Source organism: Methanobrevibacter sp. (assembly GCF_051877095.1).
Lineage (GTDB): Archaea > Methanobacteriota > Methanobacteria > Methanobacteriales > Methanobacteriaceae > Methanocatella.
The window spans coordinates 274,658-291,324 of sequence record NZ_JBJEIO010000005.1 but is presented as its reverse complement, the minus strand read 5'-3'; the positions used below and the strand labels follow the sequence as shown (position 1 = coordinate 291,324).

18 protein-coding genes and 1 pseudogene are annotated in these 16,667 nt (G+C 27.1%); 7 read left to right on the top strand and 12 right to left on the bottom strand.

The window, feature by feature from the left end; all coding sequences use genetic code 11:
• The first annotated feature begins 65 nt into the window (after positions 1-65).
• Positions 66-1,091 (top strand): 5-(carboxyamino)imidazole ribonucleotide mutase, encoded by a 1,026-nt coding sequence (gene purE, locus ACI389_RS04430; RefSeq protein ID WP_439780333.1) that lies wholly within the window; start codon positions 66-68, stop codon positions 1,089-1,091.
• A gap of 7 nt (positions 1,092-1,098) precedes the next feature.
• Positions 1,099-2,355: a UbiD family decarboxylase gene (locus ACI389_RS04425; protein WP_439780332.1), complete on the top strand. Its 1,257-nt coding sequence runs from the start codon at positions 1,099-1,101 to the stop codon at positions 2,353-2,355.
• 21 nt (positions 2,356-2,376) lie between these two features.
• On the opposite strand, the gene amrS is transcribed toward ACI389_RS04425, so the two are convergent.
• The 5 genes from amrS to ACI389_RS04400 form a co-directional block, all read right to left on the bottom strand.
• Positions 2,377-3,249, bottom strand: a complete 873-nt coding sequence (gene amrS, locus ACI389_RS04420) for an AmmeMemoRadiSam system radical SAM enzyme (protein ID WP_439780443.1) — start codon at positions 3,247-3,249, stop codon at positions 2,377-2,379.
• A complete protein-coding gene (thiL, locus tag ACI389_RS04415; RefSeq protein WP_439780331.1) occupies positions 3,236-4,159 on the bottom strand; it encodes a thiamine-phosphate kinase in 924 nt (307 codons plus the stop codon). The genes amrS and thiL overlap by 14 nt, the downstream gene beginning before the upstream one ends.
• A gap of 122 nt (positions 4,160-4,281) precedes the next feature.
• Positions 4,282-4,743, bottom strand: a complete 462-nt coding sequence (gene cfbA / locus ACI389_RS04410) for a sirohydrochlorin nickelochelatase (RefSeq protein ID WP_439780330.1) — start codon at positions 4,741-4,743, stop codon at positions 4,282-4,284.
• Positions 4,744-4,826: 83 nt separating this feature from the next.
• Positions 4,827-5,741 carry a sirohydrochlorin nickelochelatase gene (cfbA, locus tag ACI389_RS04405; protein ID WP_439780329.1) on the bottom strand — a complete coding sequence of 305 codons (915 nt, stop codon included), beginning with the start codon at positions 5,739-5,741 and terminating at the stop codon, positions 4,827-4,829.
• The gene (locus tag ACI389_RS04400) at positions 5,713-6,111 is read right to left on the bottom strand and encodes a Zn-ribbon domain-containing OB-fold protein (protein ID WP_439780328.1); all 399 of its coding nucleotides are present in this window, start codon (positions 6,109-6,111) and stop codon (positions 5,713-5,715) included. The genes cfbA (ACI389_RS04405) and ACI389_RS04400 overlap by 29 nt, the downstream gene beginning before the upstream one ends.
• Before the next feature lie 173 nt (positions 6,112-6,284).
• On the opposite strand from ACI389_RS04400, the gene ACI389_RS04395 reads away from it, so the two are divergent.
• Together ACI389_RS04395 and ACI389_RS04390 are read left to right on the top strand one after the other, a co-directional pair.
• The gene (locus tag ACI389_RS04395) at positions 6,285-7,214 is read left to right on the top strand and encodes a hypothetical protein (RefSeq protein WP_439780327.1); all 930 of its coding nucleotides are present in this window, start codon (positions 6,285-6,287) and stop codon (positions 7,212-7,214) included.
• A gap of 2 nt (positions 7,215-7,216) precedes the next feature.
• Positions 7,217-8,083: a hypothetical protein gene (locus tag ACI389_RS04390; RefSeq protein WP_439780326.1), complete on the top strand. Its 867-nt coding sequence runs from the start codon at positions 7,217-7,219 to the stop codon at positions 8,081-8,083.
• Here ACI389_RS04390 and ACI389_RS04385 read toward each other — a convergent pair.
• From ACI389_RS04385 to ACI389_RS04370, 4 genes are read right to left on the bottom strand one after another with little or no spacing between them, the layout of a single operon-like run.
• Positions 8,080-9,342 (bottom strand): magnesium transporter, encoded by a 1,263-nt coding sequence (locus ACI389_RS04385; protein WP_439780325.1) that lies wholly within the window; start codon positions 9,340-9,342, stop codon positions 8,080-8,082. The two genes, ACI389_RS04390 and ACI389_RS04385, sit on opposite strands and share 4 nt — an antisense overlap.
• A 27-nt stretch (positions 9,343-9,369) precedes the next feature.
• A complete protein-coding gene (locus ACI389_RS04380; protein ID WP_439780324.1) occupies positions 9,370-9,972 on the bottom strand; it encodes a potassium channel family protein in 603 nt (200 codons plus the stop codon).
• An 11-nt stretch (positions 9,973-9,983) separates the two neighbouring features.
• A complete protein-coding gene (cobJ, locus tag ACI389_RS04375; protein ID WP_439780323.1) occupies positions 9,984-11,057 on the bottom strand; it encodes a precorrin-3B C(17)-methyltransferase in 1,074 nt (357 codons plus the stop codon).
• Positions 11,058-11,064: 7 nt separating this feature from the next.
• A complete protein-coding gene (locus ACI389_RS04370) occupies positions 11,065-11,565 on the bottom strand; it encodes a hypothetical protein (RefSeq protein WP_439780322.1) in 501 nt (166 codons plus the stop codon).
• Between the two features lie 156 nt (positions 11,566-11,721).
• On the opposite strand from ACI389_RS04370, the gene ACI389_RS04365 reads away from it, so the two are divergent.
• Together ACI389_RS04365 and ACI389_RS04360 are read left to right on the top strand one after the other, a co-directional pair.
• On the top strand, positions 11,722-13,431 hold the full coding sequence (locus ACI389_RS04365; protein WP_439780321.1) for a DNA-directed DNA polymerase II small subunit: 1,710 nt from the start codon (positions 11,722-11,724) through the stop codon (positions 13,429-13,431).
• Positions 13,432-13,440: 9 nt separating this feature from the next.
• A complete protein-coding gene (locus tag ACI389_RS04360; protein WP_439780320.1) occupies positions 13,441-14,022 on the top strand; it encodes a class II aldolase/adducin family protein in 582 nt (193 codons plus the stop codon).
• A 64-nt stretch (positions 14,023-14,086) separates the two neighbouring features.
• On the opposite strand, the pseudogene ACI389_RS04355 reads toward ACI389_RS04360, so the two are convergent.
• A pseudogene (locus tag ACI389_RS04355) lies at positions 14,087-14,194 on the bottom strand (Met repressor); the annotation flags it as partial.
• Positions 14,195-14,345: 151 nt separating this feature from the next.
• Here ACI389_RS04355 and ACI389_RS04350 point away from each other — a divergent pair.
• Positions 14,346-14,591 carry a UPF0147 family protein gene (locus tag ACI389_RS04350; protein WP_439780319.1) on the top strand — a complete coding sequence of 82 codons (246 nt, stop codon included), beginning with the start codon at positions 14,346-14,348 and terminating at the stop codon, positions 14,589-14,591.
• Between the two features lie 21 nt (positions 14,592-14,612).
• Here ACI389_RS04350 and ACI389_RS04345 read toward each other — a convergent pair whose 3' ends face one another.
• Together ACI389_RS04345 and ACI389_RS04340 are read right to left on the bottom strand one after the other, a co-directional pair.
• Positions 14,613-15,626, bottom strand: a complete 1,014-nt coding sequence (locus ACI389_RS04345; protein ID WP_439780318.1) for a cobalt-precorrin 5A hydrolase — start codon at positions 15,624-15,626, stop codon at positions 14,613-14,615.
• On the bottom strand, positions 15,623-16,660 hold the full coding sequence (locus ACI389_RS04340) for a cobalamin biosynthesis protein (protein WP_439780317.1): 1,038 nt from the start codon (positions 16,658-16,660) through the stop codon (positions 15,623-15,625). Before ACI389_RS04340 ends, ACI389_RS04345 begins: the two co-directional genes overlap by 4 nt.
• Positions 16,661-16,667 lie beyond the last annotated feature (7 nt).

Below are 16,667 nucleotides of genomic sequence, written 5' to 3'. Positions count from 1 at the left end.
TATTATATATTTTAAAATCAATAAGTAATAGTTAATAAACAATTATATGAAATAGAGGATTTTAAATGACACCAAAGATAATGATTATTCTTGGCAGTGGATCAGATATCGCTATAGCTGAAAAAAGTATGAAAATATTAGAAAAACTAGAAATACCATATAGTTTAAAAATCGCATCAGCTCACAGAACACCTAATTTAGTCCGTGAAATTGTTGTTCAAGGTACTAATGCTGGAATTGAAGTATTTATTGGTATTGCAGGTCTTGCTGCACACTTACCTGGTGCAATAGCAGCTTATACACCAAGACCGGTTATCGGCGTACCAGTAGATGTTAAAACAGATGGTCTTGATGCATTAGAATCCATTGTTCAAATGCCTTATCCTTCCCCAATTGCCACTGTAGGAATTGATAGAGGAGATAATGCTGCAATACTAGCTGCACAATTTATTGGACTCCATGATGAAGAAGTACGTCAAAAAGTAATTAATTTAAGAAAAGAATATGCTTTAAAAGTTGAAAATAGTAACGAAGAAATTATACAAAAAATTGAAGATAAAAAATTCATCCAAAATGATTTTTTAAGAATTAAAGATCTTAATATTAATGAAGCTGAAGTAAATGAAGAAGACCCTGGTTGCAAAAATAAAGATGCTACTGTCGTAATTATTGTTGGAAGACAAACAGATGTTGTCATTGCAAAAAAACTTTCAGTAATATTAAGTAGACTTAAAATTTCACATGATATCAAAGTTGTCTGTCCGATTAGATCCACTCAAAAATTTACAAATTATGTTAAATCAATGAAAAACGCTAAAATATTCATTGGAATTAGCTCTAACTCTTCTCAAGTAACTGGTGGAATTGTAGGTCTTACTGATAGACCAGTAATTGGTGTTCCTTGCACTAATGAAAATGGGGATAATTATATGCTTACCACCGTTAATATGCCACCAGGAGTTCCTGTTGCAACTGTAGGAATAAACAATAGTAAAAATGCAGCAGTTCTCGCAGCAGAAATCCTATCTATTGACAATCCTTCTATTACAGAACTTCTTGGAAAATTAAAAAACAAAAAAATTAACTTATAGGGATACTATGATATTAGAAGATGAAAACATTATAGAAATTACTGAAGAGCTTTCAAGCGAGTTTGAAGTCGCAAAAATTTTAAGAAAATATCCAAAAGACACTGTAATTATAAAAAATGTAAAAGGTTTCGATATTCCAGTTATTTCAGGAATATGTAATACTAGAGATAAAATCGCAAAATCCATTAATTGTGAAGTCTCTGAAATTACTGAAAAAATCATTGAAGCTATGGAAAATCCAATTAAAGTAAATAAATACACTGATTTTTCCCAATATGAAACATTAGATATTGATTTAGATAAAATTCCTATTTTAACTCATTATACAAGAGATGGTGGAGCTTACATTACTGCAGGTGTAGTGTTTGCACGTGATCCAGTGACTGGAATTCAAAATGCATCAATTCATAGAATGATGGTACTTGATAATAAAAGATTAGTTATTAGGATTGTTCCTAGAAATCTTTATACCTATTTTGAAAATGCTCAAAAAGAAGGTAAAGACCTAGAAATCGCAATAGATATTGGGATGGATCCTGCAATTTTACTTGCAAGTACTACTTCAATACCTATTGACTATAATGAAATGGAAGTTGCAAATGCATTTAAAAATGGTGAACTTGAATTAATCAAATGTGGAAATTTAGAAGTACCACCAGCAGATATTATCTTAGAAGGTAAGATTTCAGTAACAGAAACTATTTCTGAAGGTCCATTTGTTGATTTAACTGACACTTATGATATTATCCGTGAGCAACCAATTATTAACTTAGAAAAAATGCACATTAAAAAGGATAATCCTTACTATCATGCAATTTTACCAGCAGGATTTGAACATAAACTATTACAAGGTCTTCCTCAAGAACCAAGAATATTCAAATCTGTTAAAAATGCAGTTCCTACAGTTGAAAATGTTGTTTTAACTGAAGGTGGTTGTTGTTGGTTACATTCTGTTGTTTCAATTAATAAACAGACAGAAGGTGATGGTAAAAATGCTATTATGGCCGCATTATCTGCTCATCCTTCACTTAAACATTGTGTTGTTGTAGATACAGATGTTAATGTATTTGATGCTGAAGATGTTGAATATGCAATAGCTACACGTGTTAAAGGTGATAGAGACATAATGATTGTTCCTAATGTACGTGGATCATCTCTTGATCCTGTTGCTGAAAGTGATGGAACTACTACTAAAATTGGAGTAGATGCAACTAAATCACTTAAAACAATTGAAAAATTCGAAAGAGTTAGTTTTTCAGAATAACTAACTTTTAATTTACTTTTTTTAAATATTACCCAAATAAACATTCGAAATTCCTTTTTTAATTGCAATGTCACGTGCTTTAAATAAGGTTTCATGATTTGTTGGGGAAATATCATTCATCATATAATAAGGGAAAGCCCTTGAAAAATGAAGTGGCACTTCTGGACCCAATTCATTAACAACAAAATCACATAAATAATTAATTTCTTCTATTGAATCATTATAATCATTAATAATTAAATTTGTAATTTCTAAATGTTTTCCTTCTTGATAAATTCTTCTCAAATTATCAAGAACAACATCTAAGTCTGCTCCACAAACTTTTTTATAAAAATTTTCTGACATAGATTTCAAGTCTATATTAAAAGCATCAACGAATGTTAAAACCTCTTCAATAGACTTATCTGAAAAGTATCCGTTACTAACATAAATTACCTTCAAGTTTTTTTGTCTTGCAAGTAAAGAAGTTTTCTCATTGAATGGTAAGTGTATAGTAGGTTCATTATATGTCCAAGCAATTGACTTACAATTATAATTAATTGCATTTTCTACAATCGCTTCTGGTGTTATTTTAATACCTCTTGAATAATCTTCATATTCTTTGGATATCATATAGTTCTGGCAATGTAAACATCCCATATTACACCCAAAACCACCTATTGAGTATGTAAATGTACCTGGTAAAAATTTATTTAAAGGCTTTTTTTCAATTGGATCTGGGCTTAAAGATGAAACAATTCCATATGATTCATTAAATAGCTCTCCATTAATGTTTTTATGTTGATTACAAATTCCATATTTACCTTCAACAATTTTACAGTAATTTGCACAAATTTCACATCTTATTTTTTGTGTTTTAGAACTTTTTTTATATAAATCATTACTCACTAACATAGTGCTCATAACCTTTATTTTCAATTTTTTCAATTAATCCATTTTCTAAAGTAATTTCAATAACATCAGAATCATTTACAACACCAATTACCTTATAATCAATTGGTAATTTTTCAATATTTTCTCTAGAAATTGTAAAAAGAAGCTCAAAGTCTTCACCAACATGTAAAATCAAGTCTAAATAATTTAAATTAAGATTACTAGCTATCTTTTTATATTCATCAGATATCCCTATGAGGTCTTCATGAATCATGAATCCAAATCCATCTTGTTTAATCTCATACAATTCACTTGCAAGACCATCGGTAATATCCGTAGCTGATGTAGCACCATATTTTTTTAAAATTTCTCCTTCCTTAATCCTAGCCCTTGGTTTTAAAGCTTTTTTAGTATAAATATTATCTTCAATATCTAAATTAAATCCAAGCGCAGCAAGCCCAATATCTCCCGTAATAGCTATCAAATCATCTTTTTTATAAGAATTTTTCATTAATGGTTTATCACATAAGCCTAATGCAGTTCCAGAAATTATAATCTCAGATGCTTCATTTGTATCTCCACCAATTAATGGAATTGAATAAATATCACACGCTTTCAAAACACCATTAATAATCTCTTTAAAAGAATCTAGTTCCAAATCTTTAGGCAAAGCTATTGATAATAAAAATCCTAATGGTTTAGATCCCATTGCAGCTAAATCACTCACATTAACAGTAACAGCTTTAAATCCCATATCAAAATAAGACATATTTTCTGGAAAATGTCTAGACTGAATAAGCATGTCACATGTTGAAATCAAATTTGAATCATTTAATGATATAATTGCAGTATCATCTGGAATTATTTCTTTTGAATTAGCTATAATATACCTAACTAATTCTTTTTCACCGATACCTGAGATTTTAGTCATGAATATAATATAAATTTTAGATTAAATAAATATTCTTATAGAAAGTATAAACTTTTAAAATTAAAATTACATGAGTACTATTTCTAGTGAAATAATAAAAAAATAAGTAAAATGTTTCAGAATTATAAATGTTCTGAAACTCTGTCTTTAATAATTTCATACATACGCTTATCAACACCAAGAGGGTCTGTTAAAATGATTTCACCATCAAATTCAACAGCCTCTTCATCATGGTCATGGTGGTGATGGTGATGGTGATGATGTCCATGATTATGGTGATCATGAGAATCTTCCTCTTCAAAATCACTTTCAATTCCAAGTAACTTTGGAATATCCCTTTTAGTATGTAACCCATGTGCAACAAATACTGGCACAACAATTATTTTTTCTAAATCAGCTTTTTGAGTTAAAGATTTAATAGATTCAGATATACCTGGTTTTCTAATTTCCATAAACCCATATTCAACAATAGCTTCTGGAAATTCCTCTTGATACATTTCTTTATAAGCTTTGATTACTTCTTCACCATCTTTTAATCTAGAACCATGGCTTAAAAGTAATATTCCTGTTTTTTTATCAATCATATTATACTCCTTTGAATCAAATTATTATTAAATTTTATTAAGTTATCTTTAAAAGATAATTTCTCAAAAAAAAATATGAAAAATTATAATTTTTCATTAACCATTTTAACTAAAATATCTATTAAGATATCATCTGCTTTAATAGGCTCTGGATAGAGAATTTCACCATCAAAATCAACTGGGGTCAAATCATGAGTATGATCATGGCCATGACCATGTTCATGAGAATGTTCATGTTTATGTTCATGATCATCTAAAAATCCCAATATATGTGGAATATCATGAGTTGTATGCATTCCAGGAGCAATAAATACTGGAACAACAACTAATCTTTCAAGTTCATTTTCATCTACTAACTTATTAATAGATTCAGGAATACTAGGTCCACATAATTCCATAAATCCAAAACTAGATGGTAAATCACAATTTTTTTCAAATTTATTATATAATGCAGTAGCAAATTCCTTGTTATAATTTAATCTAGAACCATGAGTAACAAGTAAAATACCTGTTTTTGCATCATCATTTAGTTTAGATTCAAGTAAGGCTTCATTAATCCTTTTATCAATAATCTCTAATAGTTCATCACGTGGCCCAATTGAACTTAATAAATCTATTTTACCATCAAATTCAATGTCTTTAGCTATTGATAAGTAATGATCTGCAGGATAATTTCCATCAGGACATCTAGGATCAACTTCTAAAGGTTCAAGACCTAATAATTGAGGAATATCAATATTTGTATGAATTCCCGGAGCTAAAAATACTGGAAGTGCAATAATATTATCTAAATCTTCAACTTGTTCCTTTAGTATTTCAACAGCACCCGCAATAGTAGGTTCAGAAACTTTCATATAACCAATTTCAGCGACTAAACCACTTTTTTTGATGAATTTTTCTTTAATTTCCCTAAAGACTTCTTCTGCAAAAGGTAAAGTACTACCATGGCTTACTAAAATCACACCAGTATTATTTGACAACTTTGAATTTGTATCCATAAGAGATAACTCCATCCTTTCCATCTTCTCTTATTTTTCTAAATACCATTTCAACATCATCACCGATTTCAAGGTCATCAACATCACAATCTACAAGTTGTGAAGTTAATTTTGCTCCTTCTTCTAACTCAATTACAGCTACAGCATAAGGAGCTACCTTTTTAAAATCATCTGGTGCTGATCTAATTACAGAAAATGTATAAATTTTACCTTTTCCAGAAAATTGGAAAGGTTCAAGATCTCCTTTTCTTCTACAATTAGGACAAACTACACGAGATGGGAAAAATAATTCTCCACAAGTGTTACATTTAGTACCAATGAGGTTATATCTTTGTTGAATATGACGCCATGTTCTTACAGTATCAGACATGTAAATCCTCCATATATATTCTATTAAGTATAATTTATAATTAAATGATATAAATAATTATTTTTTTTATTATTAATTTTAAATATTTTAAAGAAAAATAATACTTTTTCTCACAAAATCACATAGTCGCACTTACAAAATACATTTATAAATTTCAACATAAATTTTTAAAAATGAAAATAGACTCTAAAGGAAATTTAATTGTGGGAGCAACTGCTATTTTAATTGTTTCATTATTATTGATTTGTATTTTTGTTGTATCCTCCATAAATTATATTCAAAATGAAAATATTGACTCTCAAGCCAATGATAATTTCAAATATATTGTTGGAGATTATACACAAAACTTAGAAATCTATGGACGAGATGCAATAGCTAGAGCTACACAAAAAGTTTTTACTGGACTACCTGTAACAAATAGTGAAAAACAAATAAAAAAGAACCTAAATAAAATTTTAGATGAAAAAAATAAAGAATATGAAGAAAAATACAGTACAAAAATTACATCTGAAGTTTTATCTGTAGAAAATACCGATTCACCTTGGAAAATACTCTTTAAAGTTAAATTAAACATTCAAAAAGACAACGAAAAATATTCTAAAATAATTGAAAAAAATGCATCTGTCGAAGGTTTAAAAGATCCTCTACCAATTGCTAAATTATCCCTCTTATCAGGAATTCTAACTTACAATAATCAAATACATTATAAAGCAAGCTTGTCTGCATACATGTTATTGCATAATTTAGATTCTCCAGAATCATACCTCGGAGCTACAGCACCATTATACATTAAAAAATGTCCATATGACCCATATATCCATCATGGAGATCCAGGAGTACTTAAAGATTGTCTTAAACAAGGATATTTCCATGAAAGTGCAGATGGTAGCTGTTATTTATGCAGACTCGAAGGAAAAGGAAAATGTCCTCATTATGGTTTTGAAGTATTCATACAGACTCATACTCTTCTAAATAATGAAACATTATCCTGTTCAGATCATGTCGTATTTGCAGACCATTACAATGCTAAAAAAATAGATCCATACGACTTGAATAGCTTAATTTTAGATTCATCTCATAGAAAAAAATACGGGATTGATTAATAATGGATAATAAAGGAAGTATGACTATAGAAATTACAGTGGTTTTATTAATAGTTCTATTGATTCTTGGAGTTATTCTATCCTCCTATGAAAATACAACAGATAAAATTATTAAAGCACAAGAAAAAGAGAATATGGAAATATTAACTAGCGAAGTTATTGATAACTTAATCAATAATCCAGGAGTACCAGAAAAATGGTTTGAATATGATAAAGGAACACCAGGACTTGCAATTATAAATGAAGGTGGTGAAATTATTCCAAACAGTGTTTCTTATTCAAAATTAGTATCACTTGGAAAAAACTATAAAAAGCTTGTAGATGAGCAGATATTCAAATCAAAACTTCACTCATCAATGGAATTAATCCCAAATAAGAGGTCAATTTCAAGTGTAAAAATTGGTTCAGATAGTGAATCAAACAACATATTTTCACTCAACAGATTAGTGAAATGTGACTTTTACAAAAAGTATGTACTTAAAGACTTTCAAAATAATGGAAAATGTAATCATAATCATAATCAAAAATATCACAGTTGTAATTATTTTAAAGTTTTTAAAGGAAATTTAAAAAGCTCAAACTATTATCTATTAATCGACAACAACGAAAAATATGATTTAAAATATATTGTGGATACAACAAAAGTTATTAAAGGAAAATATTGGGAAAATACAATGTCAGATAAAATTTATCTAAATGATAAAATCAATTTTTACGATGATACAAGTGCAGTTGTATTTATTCACTTTAACAAACCTCAAGCGAAAGCCGTTTTAGTAAATGTCCCAAAAAATTTTGATAATAATAAACTAAAATACGATTACTTCATAACAAATGAATGCCAATTCGTTTTAAAAACTTGGTATTAAATTAAAGTACCCAATATCAATAATGATACTGAAATCAAGACAAGACTAGATATTGAATCTGTTACACTGGTTGAAATTGGAATCACAATATTATCTGGATCTAAATTATTATTATATGAAACTGTTGAGATATAATAAACAATAAAGACCATTATTGAAACCAAAATAAGACCTGATAATGTACTGATTGGAATTATTTTATCAAATCCAACACTAATTGTTCCAAGTGAAATTGATGATGCTTCAGCTAATATTCCAATTAAAGGGAAGATTATAATACATAATATAAAGCAAATACCGAAATTATGAAATGCTTCACCTTTAGGTTTTGATAATGGTTCAATTAAACCTGAGTGAAGGCCTGATGATAATCTTGCACCTAAAATACTGATTAAACTTCCACTTTCCCCAGAAAATAATGGGATTAATGTAAGTAAACTAGGATTTGTAAGTAATGTTTCAACTGAACTATTTAAAATTCCACCAGCAGAACCTCCTAAAAATGAACATAAAATCAATATAGGAGTAGATTGTTTTAAAATAGTTTTAGTTTCATCAGATAATCTATAACAATAAATAAAGCTTATTAAAATTACAATTACTATTAATATTGAAACTATGTTCTTAACTATTAAATTAAAGTTTAATGCATTAAGTATAAATATTGAAACAATAATAGCTGGAAGAGTAAATAAATCCCCAAATCCTGCAATTATTGGACTTGTAATATTATCTGGATCCCAACCATATTCAAAGCTTTTAAATGAAATAAACATTGTAATTGGAAGCATAACTAAATTAGAAAGTAATCCTGCAATTGTACAAATCAATATAAAATCAATTAAATCCATTGATTGATAATGCAACAAGATACAAAATATCTTGGCTATGATAGCTAAAAATATTGATAAAATTAATGTTAAGACAAAGGATGAAAAGATATTATTATTTAAATCCTCTGAAAATTCAAATTGTGGAGATATTAATCCTATGTGTAAGCTTGTAGATAATCTTGAAGCAAATGATCCAAAAATATTTCCTCTCATTCCAATAGCCCCAGGAATAAGAACTAATAAACCTGGAAATGTTTCAAAGAAGAAAGTCATCTTACCTAATATAATACCTGCTATTAAATCACCAACAGCACAAATTAAAAGAGCAACTAATCCTTCTTTTATAACACTATTATGCTCACTAAAGAATTCATATAATCTTCGAGTAGATAGTGAGCTGCGTATCTTCTTCTGCTGTTTTTTCACACATATCACTACCCATAATCATTTCAATCACTCTTCATCTTCTTCTAATTCATCTGGAATATCTTCTAATGAACAAGTTCCAGAAGCAAGTTTTTCCAATAATTCAGCACCTTCATCAGTACCTTTTAAAATTAATACATCATTAGGTAAAATCATGGTATTTTTATCTGGACCATAAATCCAAGACACACCTCTTCTAATAGCAATTACTTTCATACCAGTACGATTAACTAAAAGTAAATCACCTAACGTGTTATTTGATAATTCAGATGATTCACTAACTTTAACTCTAACAATACTTTTATCAGATTCTTCCATTACCATTTTAAATACTGGATGTGGTTTGAAACCAGTAAGTACTAAATCAGCTAGATCTTTTGCTGCATTTGCCATACTTTCAGCAGCTTCTGCAATTTCAAGTAATGCAGTTAATTTTTCAGCATCTTCATATGATCTTGCTGCAACTAATGATTCTTTCTTAATTTCATAATTCATTGCATTAACTTCATTTTCTAATGTAATTACTTCTTCAGCCGCATCTTTACTATTAAATAAAACAGCTGAATAAGCTAAATCTACCATAAGTTCCGACATATTTTTCATTTCTATTAAAAGATTTTTAATTGACACTTAAAACACCACTAAAGATCATTTGGATCATTTTTTAATAGACATGCTCTTCTAAGTTTTAGTAAAGTCTTTTTCTTTGATTTTAAATTTTCAACATCTTCAAAAATCTCTTCAAAAGATGGACGTAAACATTCAACACTCTCTTTATTATGTAACCATGTACAATTCTTACAATTCCAAACCTGCTTACCTTTAATCCATTCTCCTCCTGTTGAAGAATCTCCACATGGATAAAATGGACAATAACAGAAATCACAATACTGTCCCTCATAATGACATGGGTAAAATTCACATTCCCTGTTTGGACCAGAAGCAATTTCCCCATTCAAAAATTTTTCATAATGATTTTGTGATAATTCATGAATTTTAGACCTAATTACATATCCTCTAGGTGTTACAAGTTTTCCATCCTGAACATATGTTAAATCATTTCCAACAATTAAAGTACAAGACATATTAACCATATCTTCAGTTAAATCTTTAATTTTAACAATTGTTTCCTTTGGAGGATTATATGTACTATTAACAATACCAATTAAAGTATTCTCATCTTTAATATCTAAAACACATTGTTTAAATCTTATAAATGGTTCTTTACGAGTTTTACTAATAGGATTATAAATTGCAACTATTAAATCAGCTTTAAGAGCATATTTTAATTTTTTTTCAATTTCAGATAATGGAGTTAAAATATTACTTAAACTAATAGCTGCAAAATCATTTAAAGGTGCTCCTAAATAACTAGAAGCATAATTTAATGCTGAAACACCAGGAATAACTTTCATTTCAATATCTTCATATTTACTAACAATCTGATATAATACATTTGCCATTCCAAATACACCTGGGTCTCCAGAACTAATTAATGAAACAGTTTTGCCTTCCAAGCTTTTCTGAATAGCAAATTCTGCTCTAGCTATTTCATCACCCATACCTTTTTTAATGATTTCTTTATCTTGAATTAAATCTTCAATTTGATCAATATATTTTTTATAACCTATTATAACATCAGACTCTTCAATAGCTTTTAAAGCACCTAATGTCATATTTTCTCTATTTTGACCAATACCTATTACATAAATCATTTTACCACTAATATAATTTTAAAACTGAAGTTATAATCATGGAATTCGTATCAGCCATTATTCCATTACTTTTATAAGATGCAGGCGCAGAAGCTATAATCTTATAAGATGGGTCTTGACTAATAACTATTTGTCCTGAAGTTGAATTAGGAGAAGCATAACCTAAAGCTTCAATAATTACAGTGAAATTTTTACCGCTATCAGTATTATCACGTGTAGTTATATTCATTGAATCAATATTAACTCCATCAACCTTAGACAGGTCTTGCATCTTAAGCGCAACATCCTTTTTATTAGTAATATTAATTGGAGTTGGATCTTTTATTAAAGCTTCATTAACAGTCTCAGGATTTAAAATAGAAGATATCTTTTGTATTTGCATATCAATTAATCCTTGAATGTTAGGAGCTTCAGCAGTAACAATAGTATAAGAACTAAAAAGACCTACTTCAAAAAATATAACAAATAAAACAACTATTAAAATAATTCTAACAAATTTATTCGCCATTTTATCACAATCATTATTTTAACTTATAATATGATAATTTCTATTTTTAATGTATAATAAAGATAACTAATTAATGAAATATAATAAGGAAAAATAAAAATTAAAAAGCAAAATTCTCAAAGTTTATTAACATAAAAAATAAAAATTTTAACTAACATGTCAACTAATAAAATTCTATTAAAATTTGCAAAAAAAGGAATTAACCTATCACCTGAAGCATATAATAAAGTTATAAATGCTGATGATCCTGTAAATTATGCATCATCATTAATAGTTAAATTAAAAAGCAATGAATTTTCACCAAAAGATTTAGTGTCTGTTAGTGGTGAAATGGTTGATGAAATTAATGGTATTAAAAAAGAGGAATCTAACACTCAAAAAACATTAATAAAAGAATTTAAAACTCCAAATGATGAAATCGATACTCAAAAACCAACTATAAATGAAATATCTTCTGCTGAAATTAAATCAAAACCTGAAGTTGACAAAAAAACAGAAGATAAATTAAAAAATGACACCATTAATAACTTAAAAAAAGAAAGTGATACTTCTGAAAAATACATTAACAAAGAGATTTTGGAAGCATCTGAAACAATTAAAGATGAAAAAATTAAGTTCAAAAGAAATGAACAAAAAACCAATGTTGAATATGATTTTAAAATCATACAAGACACTTCAAAAAAATCATATACAAGTGGTGAACTTGAAAACTTAATTTCTTATTTTAAAAGTAGATACGAAAAATTAGCTAATATACTATCAAAAAGACCTGAACTTAGAAATTATACTAAAATTGCAGATATTGATGATTCACAAGATACATTAAGCTTAATTCTAATGATTAGAGATATTAAAATCAGTAAAAATGGTCATAAAATTATTGAATTTGAAGATGATACTGGAACAATCTCAATTTTATTTTCAAATAAAAACGAAGAATTATTTGCTGAAGCTGAAAAACTCGTAAAAGATGAAGTTATTGGTGTTATTGCAAATAAAAGTGATGATCCAGGATTTGCATTTGCTCAACAAATCATTGATCCAGGTGTTTTAAGAGTCCCAGATAAAGAAATGGATTTTGGAATTGTTTTTTTATCTGATGTTCACATTGGAAGTTTAACATTTCTTGAAGATGCATTCCAGAGATTTATTGATTGGATAAACTGTGAATATGGTTCAGAAGAGCAAAGAAGAATTGCTGAAGATATTAAATATCTCGTTATTGGTGGAGATATTGTAGATGGTATTGGTGTTTATCCAAATCAAGATAAAGAATTAGCAATAAAAGATATTACTGAACAATATAATGAAGCTGCTAGATTTTTAGGAAATATTAGAAGTGATATTAAAATTATTATTGCTCCTGGAAACCACGATGCATCAAGAGTAGCAGAACCACAACCTGCTGTACCCGAAGAATATGCAAAAGCACTTTATGAACTTGATAATGTAGAATTTATATCAAATCCAGGTGTCGTATCCCTTGATGGGATTAATGTTTTAATATACCATGGCCGTAGTTTTGATGATTTAGTAATGGCTGTTAAAGAATTTACTCATGAAAGAAACGACTTATTAATGGAAGAATTATTGAAAAAAAGACATTTAGCTCCAATCTATGGTGAAAGAACTCCTCTTGCATCAGAACTTGAAGATTACTTAGTAATTGATGAATTACCAGACATATTCCATACAGGTCATGTTCATATTAATACATATAGAAAATTCAAAGGAATTCACTTAATTAATTCTGGTACTTTCCAGACTCAAACTGAATTCCAGAAAATTTACAATATTGAACCAACACCTGCAGAAGTCCCTGTAATTCATAAAGGTAAATATAAACATTTAAAATTTATTGAATGAGGTTATTTAATGAAAAAATATATTAAAGAAATTATTAACGTTTCTAACGAAATTTACAATAAAGGATTAGTTTCTGGAAAAGCTGGAAATATAAGTAAAAGAATTAAAGGAAGTACTGGTGATATTATTGCTATTACTCCAACATTGAAATCTTTATCAGATTTAAAAGAAGAGGATATTGTATTAGTTGATATGGATGGAAATATACTAACTAAAGGAAAACCATCTTCAGAAGTAGATATGCATTTAGAAATTTATAAAAAAAGATCAGATATAAATGCTATTGTTCATACTCATTCAACATATGCCACTGGATTTGCTTTTTCATCTAAAAAAATTAAAAGATTAGAAGGATTTGGGGAAATAAAAAATCCTTATTTACCTTCAATTGAATATTATAAACCAGGTACTATTGAATTAGCTAAAAATGCTAGTAAAAGCATTGAAAATGAAGATGTATTAATTTTAAAAAATCATGGTGTGATTTGTGTTGGCAAAAATTTAAAAGAAGCAAAATTACTAGCAATTTTTGTTGAGGAAAATGCTAAAACTCAATTTGTAACATATATGTTAAATTCAGTTGAAGATTAAATATCCTCTTCTTCTGAATAAAAATTATTATTATTTTCTCTTTTTTCCATTCCTTCATGAATCATTGTAATAATTAATCCAGATAGTGAAGTATCTTCATCTATAGCCATTTTTTTAATTCTTTTTTTAAATCAACGGGAAGATTTATAGTAGTTTTACTTACATCTGACATACATTATAATTATTTTTTAATAATTATATATTTTTCTACTGATAAAAATAAATGATTTACCACAAAATATTTAAAGAGATTATAAACAAATATAGATATTAATAAATAATTTTATTAACTGTTTTTAGTAACATATTTTGGAGGGAGTATTATGAGTAATCAAATCAATGAAGTTTGTGAAATACTTGAATATATCGCAGATAACAACACTGTACCTCGTAATATCAGAGAGGCTGCAGAAAAATCCAGTATATTATTAAAAGATGAAGAACAAGATGAATCTGTGAAAATAAGTACTGTTTTAGGAAAATTAGATGAAATCAGTAATGATCCAAACATCCCTGTTCATGCAAGAACATTAATTTGGGAAGTTTTATCTAAATTAGAATCAATCTAATTCCTTTTCTTTTTTTATTATTTATTTTGAAATTGCAATAGCTATTGTAACACCATCATAAGATGTTTTTTTATATATTAACTTAGAATCAAAGCCTGCTGTAATTAATGCAGAAGGTTCACATACACCATAAATACCAAATTTTGAATATACAAATTCTGATTTTTGAATATCATTTGACTCAAAAAGTTTTAATTTATTCAATTCAACAAAATTAATAGGTATATTTAATTTATCTGAAAGTTCTAAAATACCTTGTTCATCACTTTTTATTTCAGCTGATGATAACAGGTTAATTCTAGATTTATCAATATTTATTTCATTTATAGAATTTTTTAATGCTTCATATATTTTTAAACATTCCTTTCCACGCCTACAACCAATTCCAACAACAATTCTCTTTTCTTTTAAGATTATTTTATGATTATCCAATGTAACATGAATTTCATCTGTATTAATATCATCTGAGTAAAAAACTGAGAGATGTAGTTCAAGTGTAATATTTTTTAGATAATTGAATAAATAATTAAAATTTTTATTTGGATTAATTGTAAAGTTAATTTGTTTACCTTCTAAAATAGATTTATTAAAAAATAATATTTCATGTGTATTTTCAATTGACAAATAAAGATCATTTGCTAAAACATCTATTCCTAACTTTTTATTAACATCTGTAGAAGTTGTAACAACAGGTATTGCACCAATTAAATTTGCAATTTTATTAGTTAAGTTATTAGCACCACCTAAATGACCAGATAAAGTAGAAATAACAAAATTACCATTATCATCAACATTTAAAACAGCAGGATCTGTAATCTTAGATTCAATTAAAGGAGCAATAGCTCTGATTAAAATTCCAGAAGCCATTATTGCAATTATTGCATCATATTCATAAAATAAAATAGGGAAATGATTTTTAACATTTTTATGATATAAATCAGTTTTTAAGATAGTTGAATCTTCATTTAATTTATTTTTTAATCTAAAAGCTAATTCTTGGCCTTTATTTGAAACAGAAATAATAGCTATTTTCATAATATCACATAAATTATTATAAATAAAACAATAATTGTTATTGTAAATAAAATAATTGATAATTTAGACAATTGAACTGCTTTTGAAATATCATCAGCAATTATTGGTTTATTATTATCTCCTAAAATATATGTATCTTTTTTTATAAGTTGAATATTAAGTGCACCTGCTGTTGATGCCATTGTATAACCAGAATTTGGAGACGGACATTTTCTAGCATCTCTTATCATTACTTTAAAACTATTTTTCCAATCTAAATTAAGTAAAAATGAAGATATTACAATAAAGAATCCTGCAATTCTTGAAGGTATATAATTTAATATATCATCTATTTTTGCAGGTATAAAACCAATATAAATTAATTCATCTGTTTTATAACCAAGCATAGCATCTTGTGTATTTGAAAGTCTATATAACATTGGCACTAATAATAAAAAATACAATTGAAATTGTATTGGACACAATAAAATAATTATTCCAAAGATAAAATAATAAAAAATAGGTGCAACATAAGAATCAGTTATATTTTCAGTTAAACTTTCAATAACAGCTGAAACAATGAAACTTTCAGTTAGTTTTTCAGTATTTCTACTAACTAAATATGAAACTGATTTTCTTGCTTTTTCAATATTATCATTTAAATCATTTTTAACATCAATTGCAGTTTGTAAAAGCATATTAATAGAAAATGTTGATGATAAAATTATTGAAAATATTAAAAATAATAAAATAATATTATTTTTAATTATAATATAAATTATTAATAATAATATACTTGAAATAATACTGGTACATATAACAAGCAATAGACCAGAAATCTTATTTTTAATGTTAATAAATTTTGTTTTAAAAAAATCAATTATTGAGCCTAAAATTACAACTGGATGTATTTTTCCTGGAAGTTCACCAAATAGGACATCTATTGCAAGTGAAAATAATAATGAAAAAATAATGAATAAAAATAAATTAAATAAAACAATATTATCTATATTTATTAATATTATATTATTTAATAATTCATTATATTCTATCATATTTTAT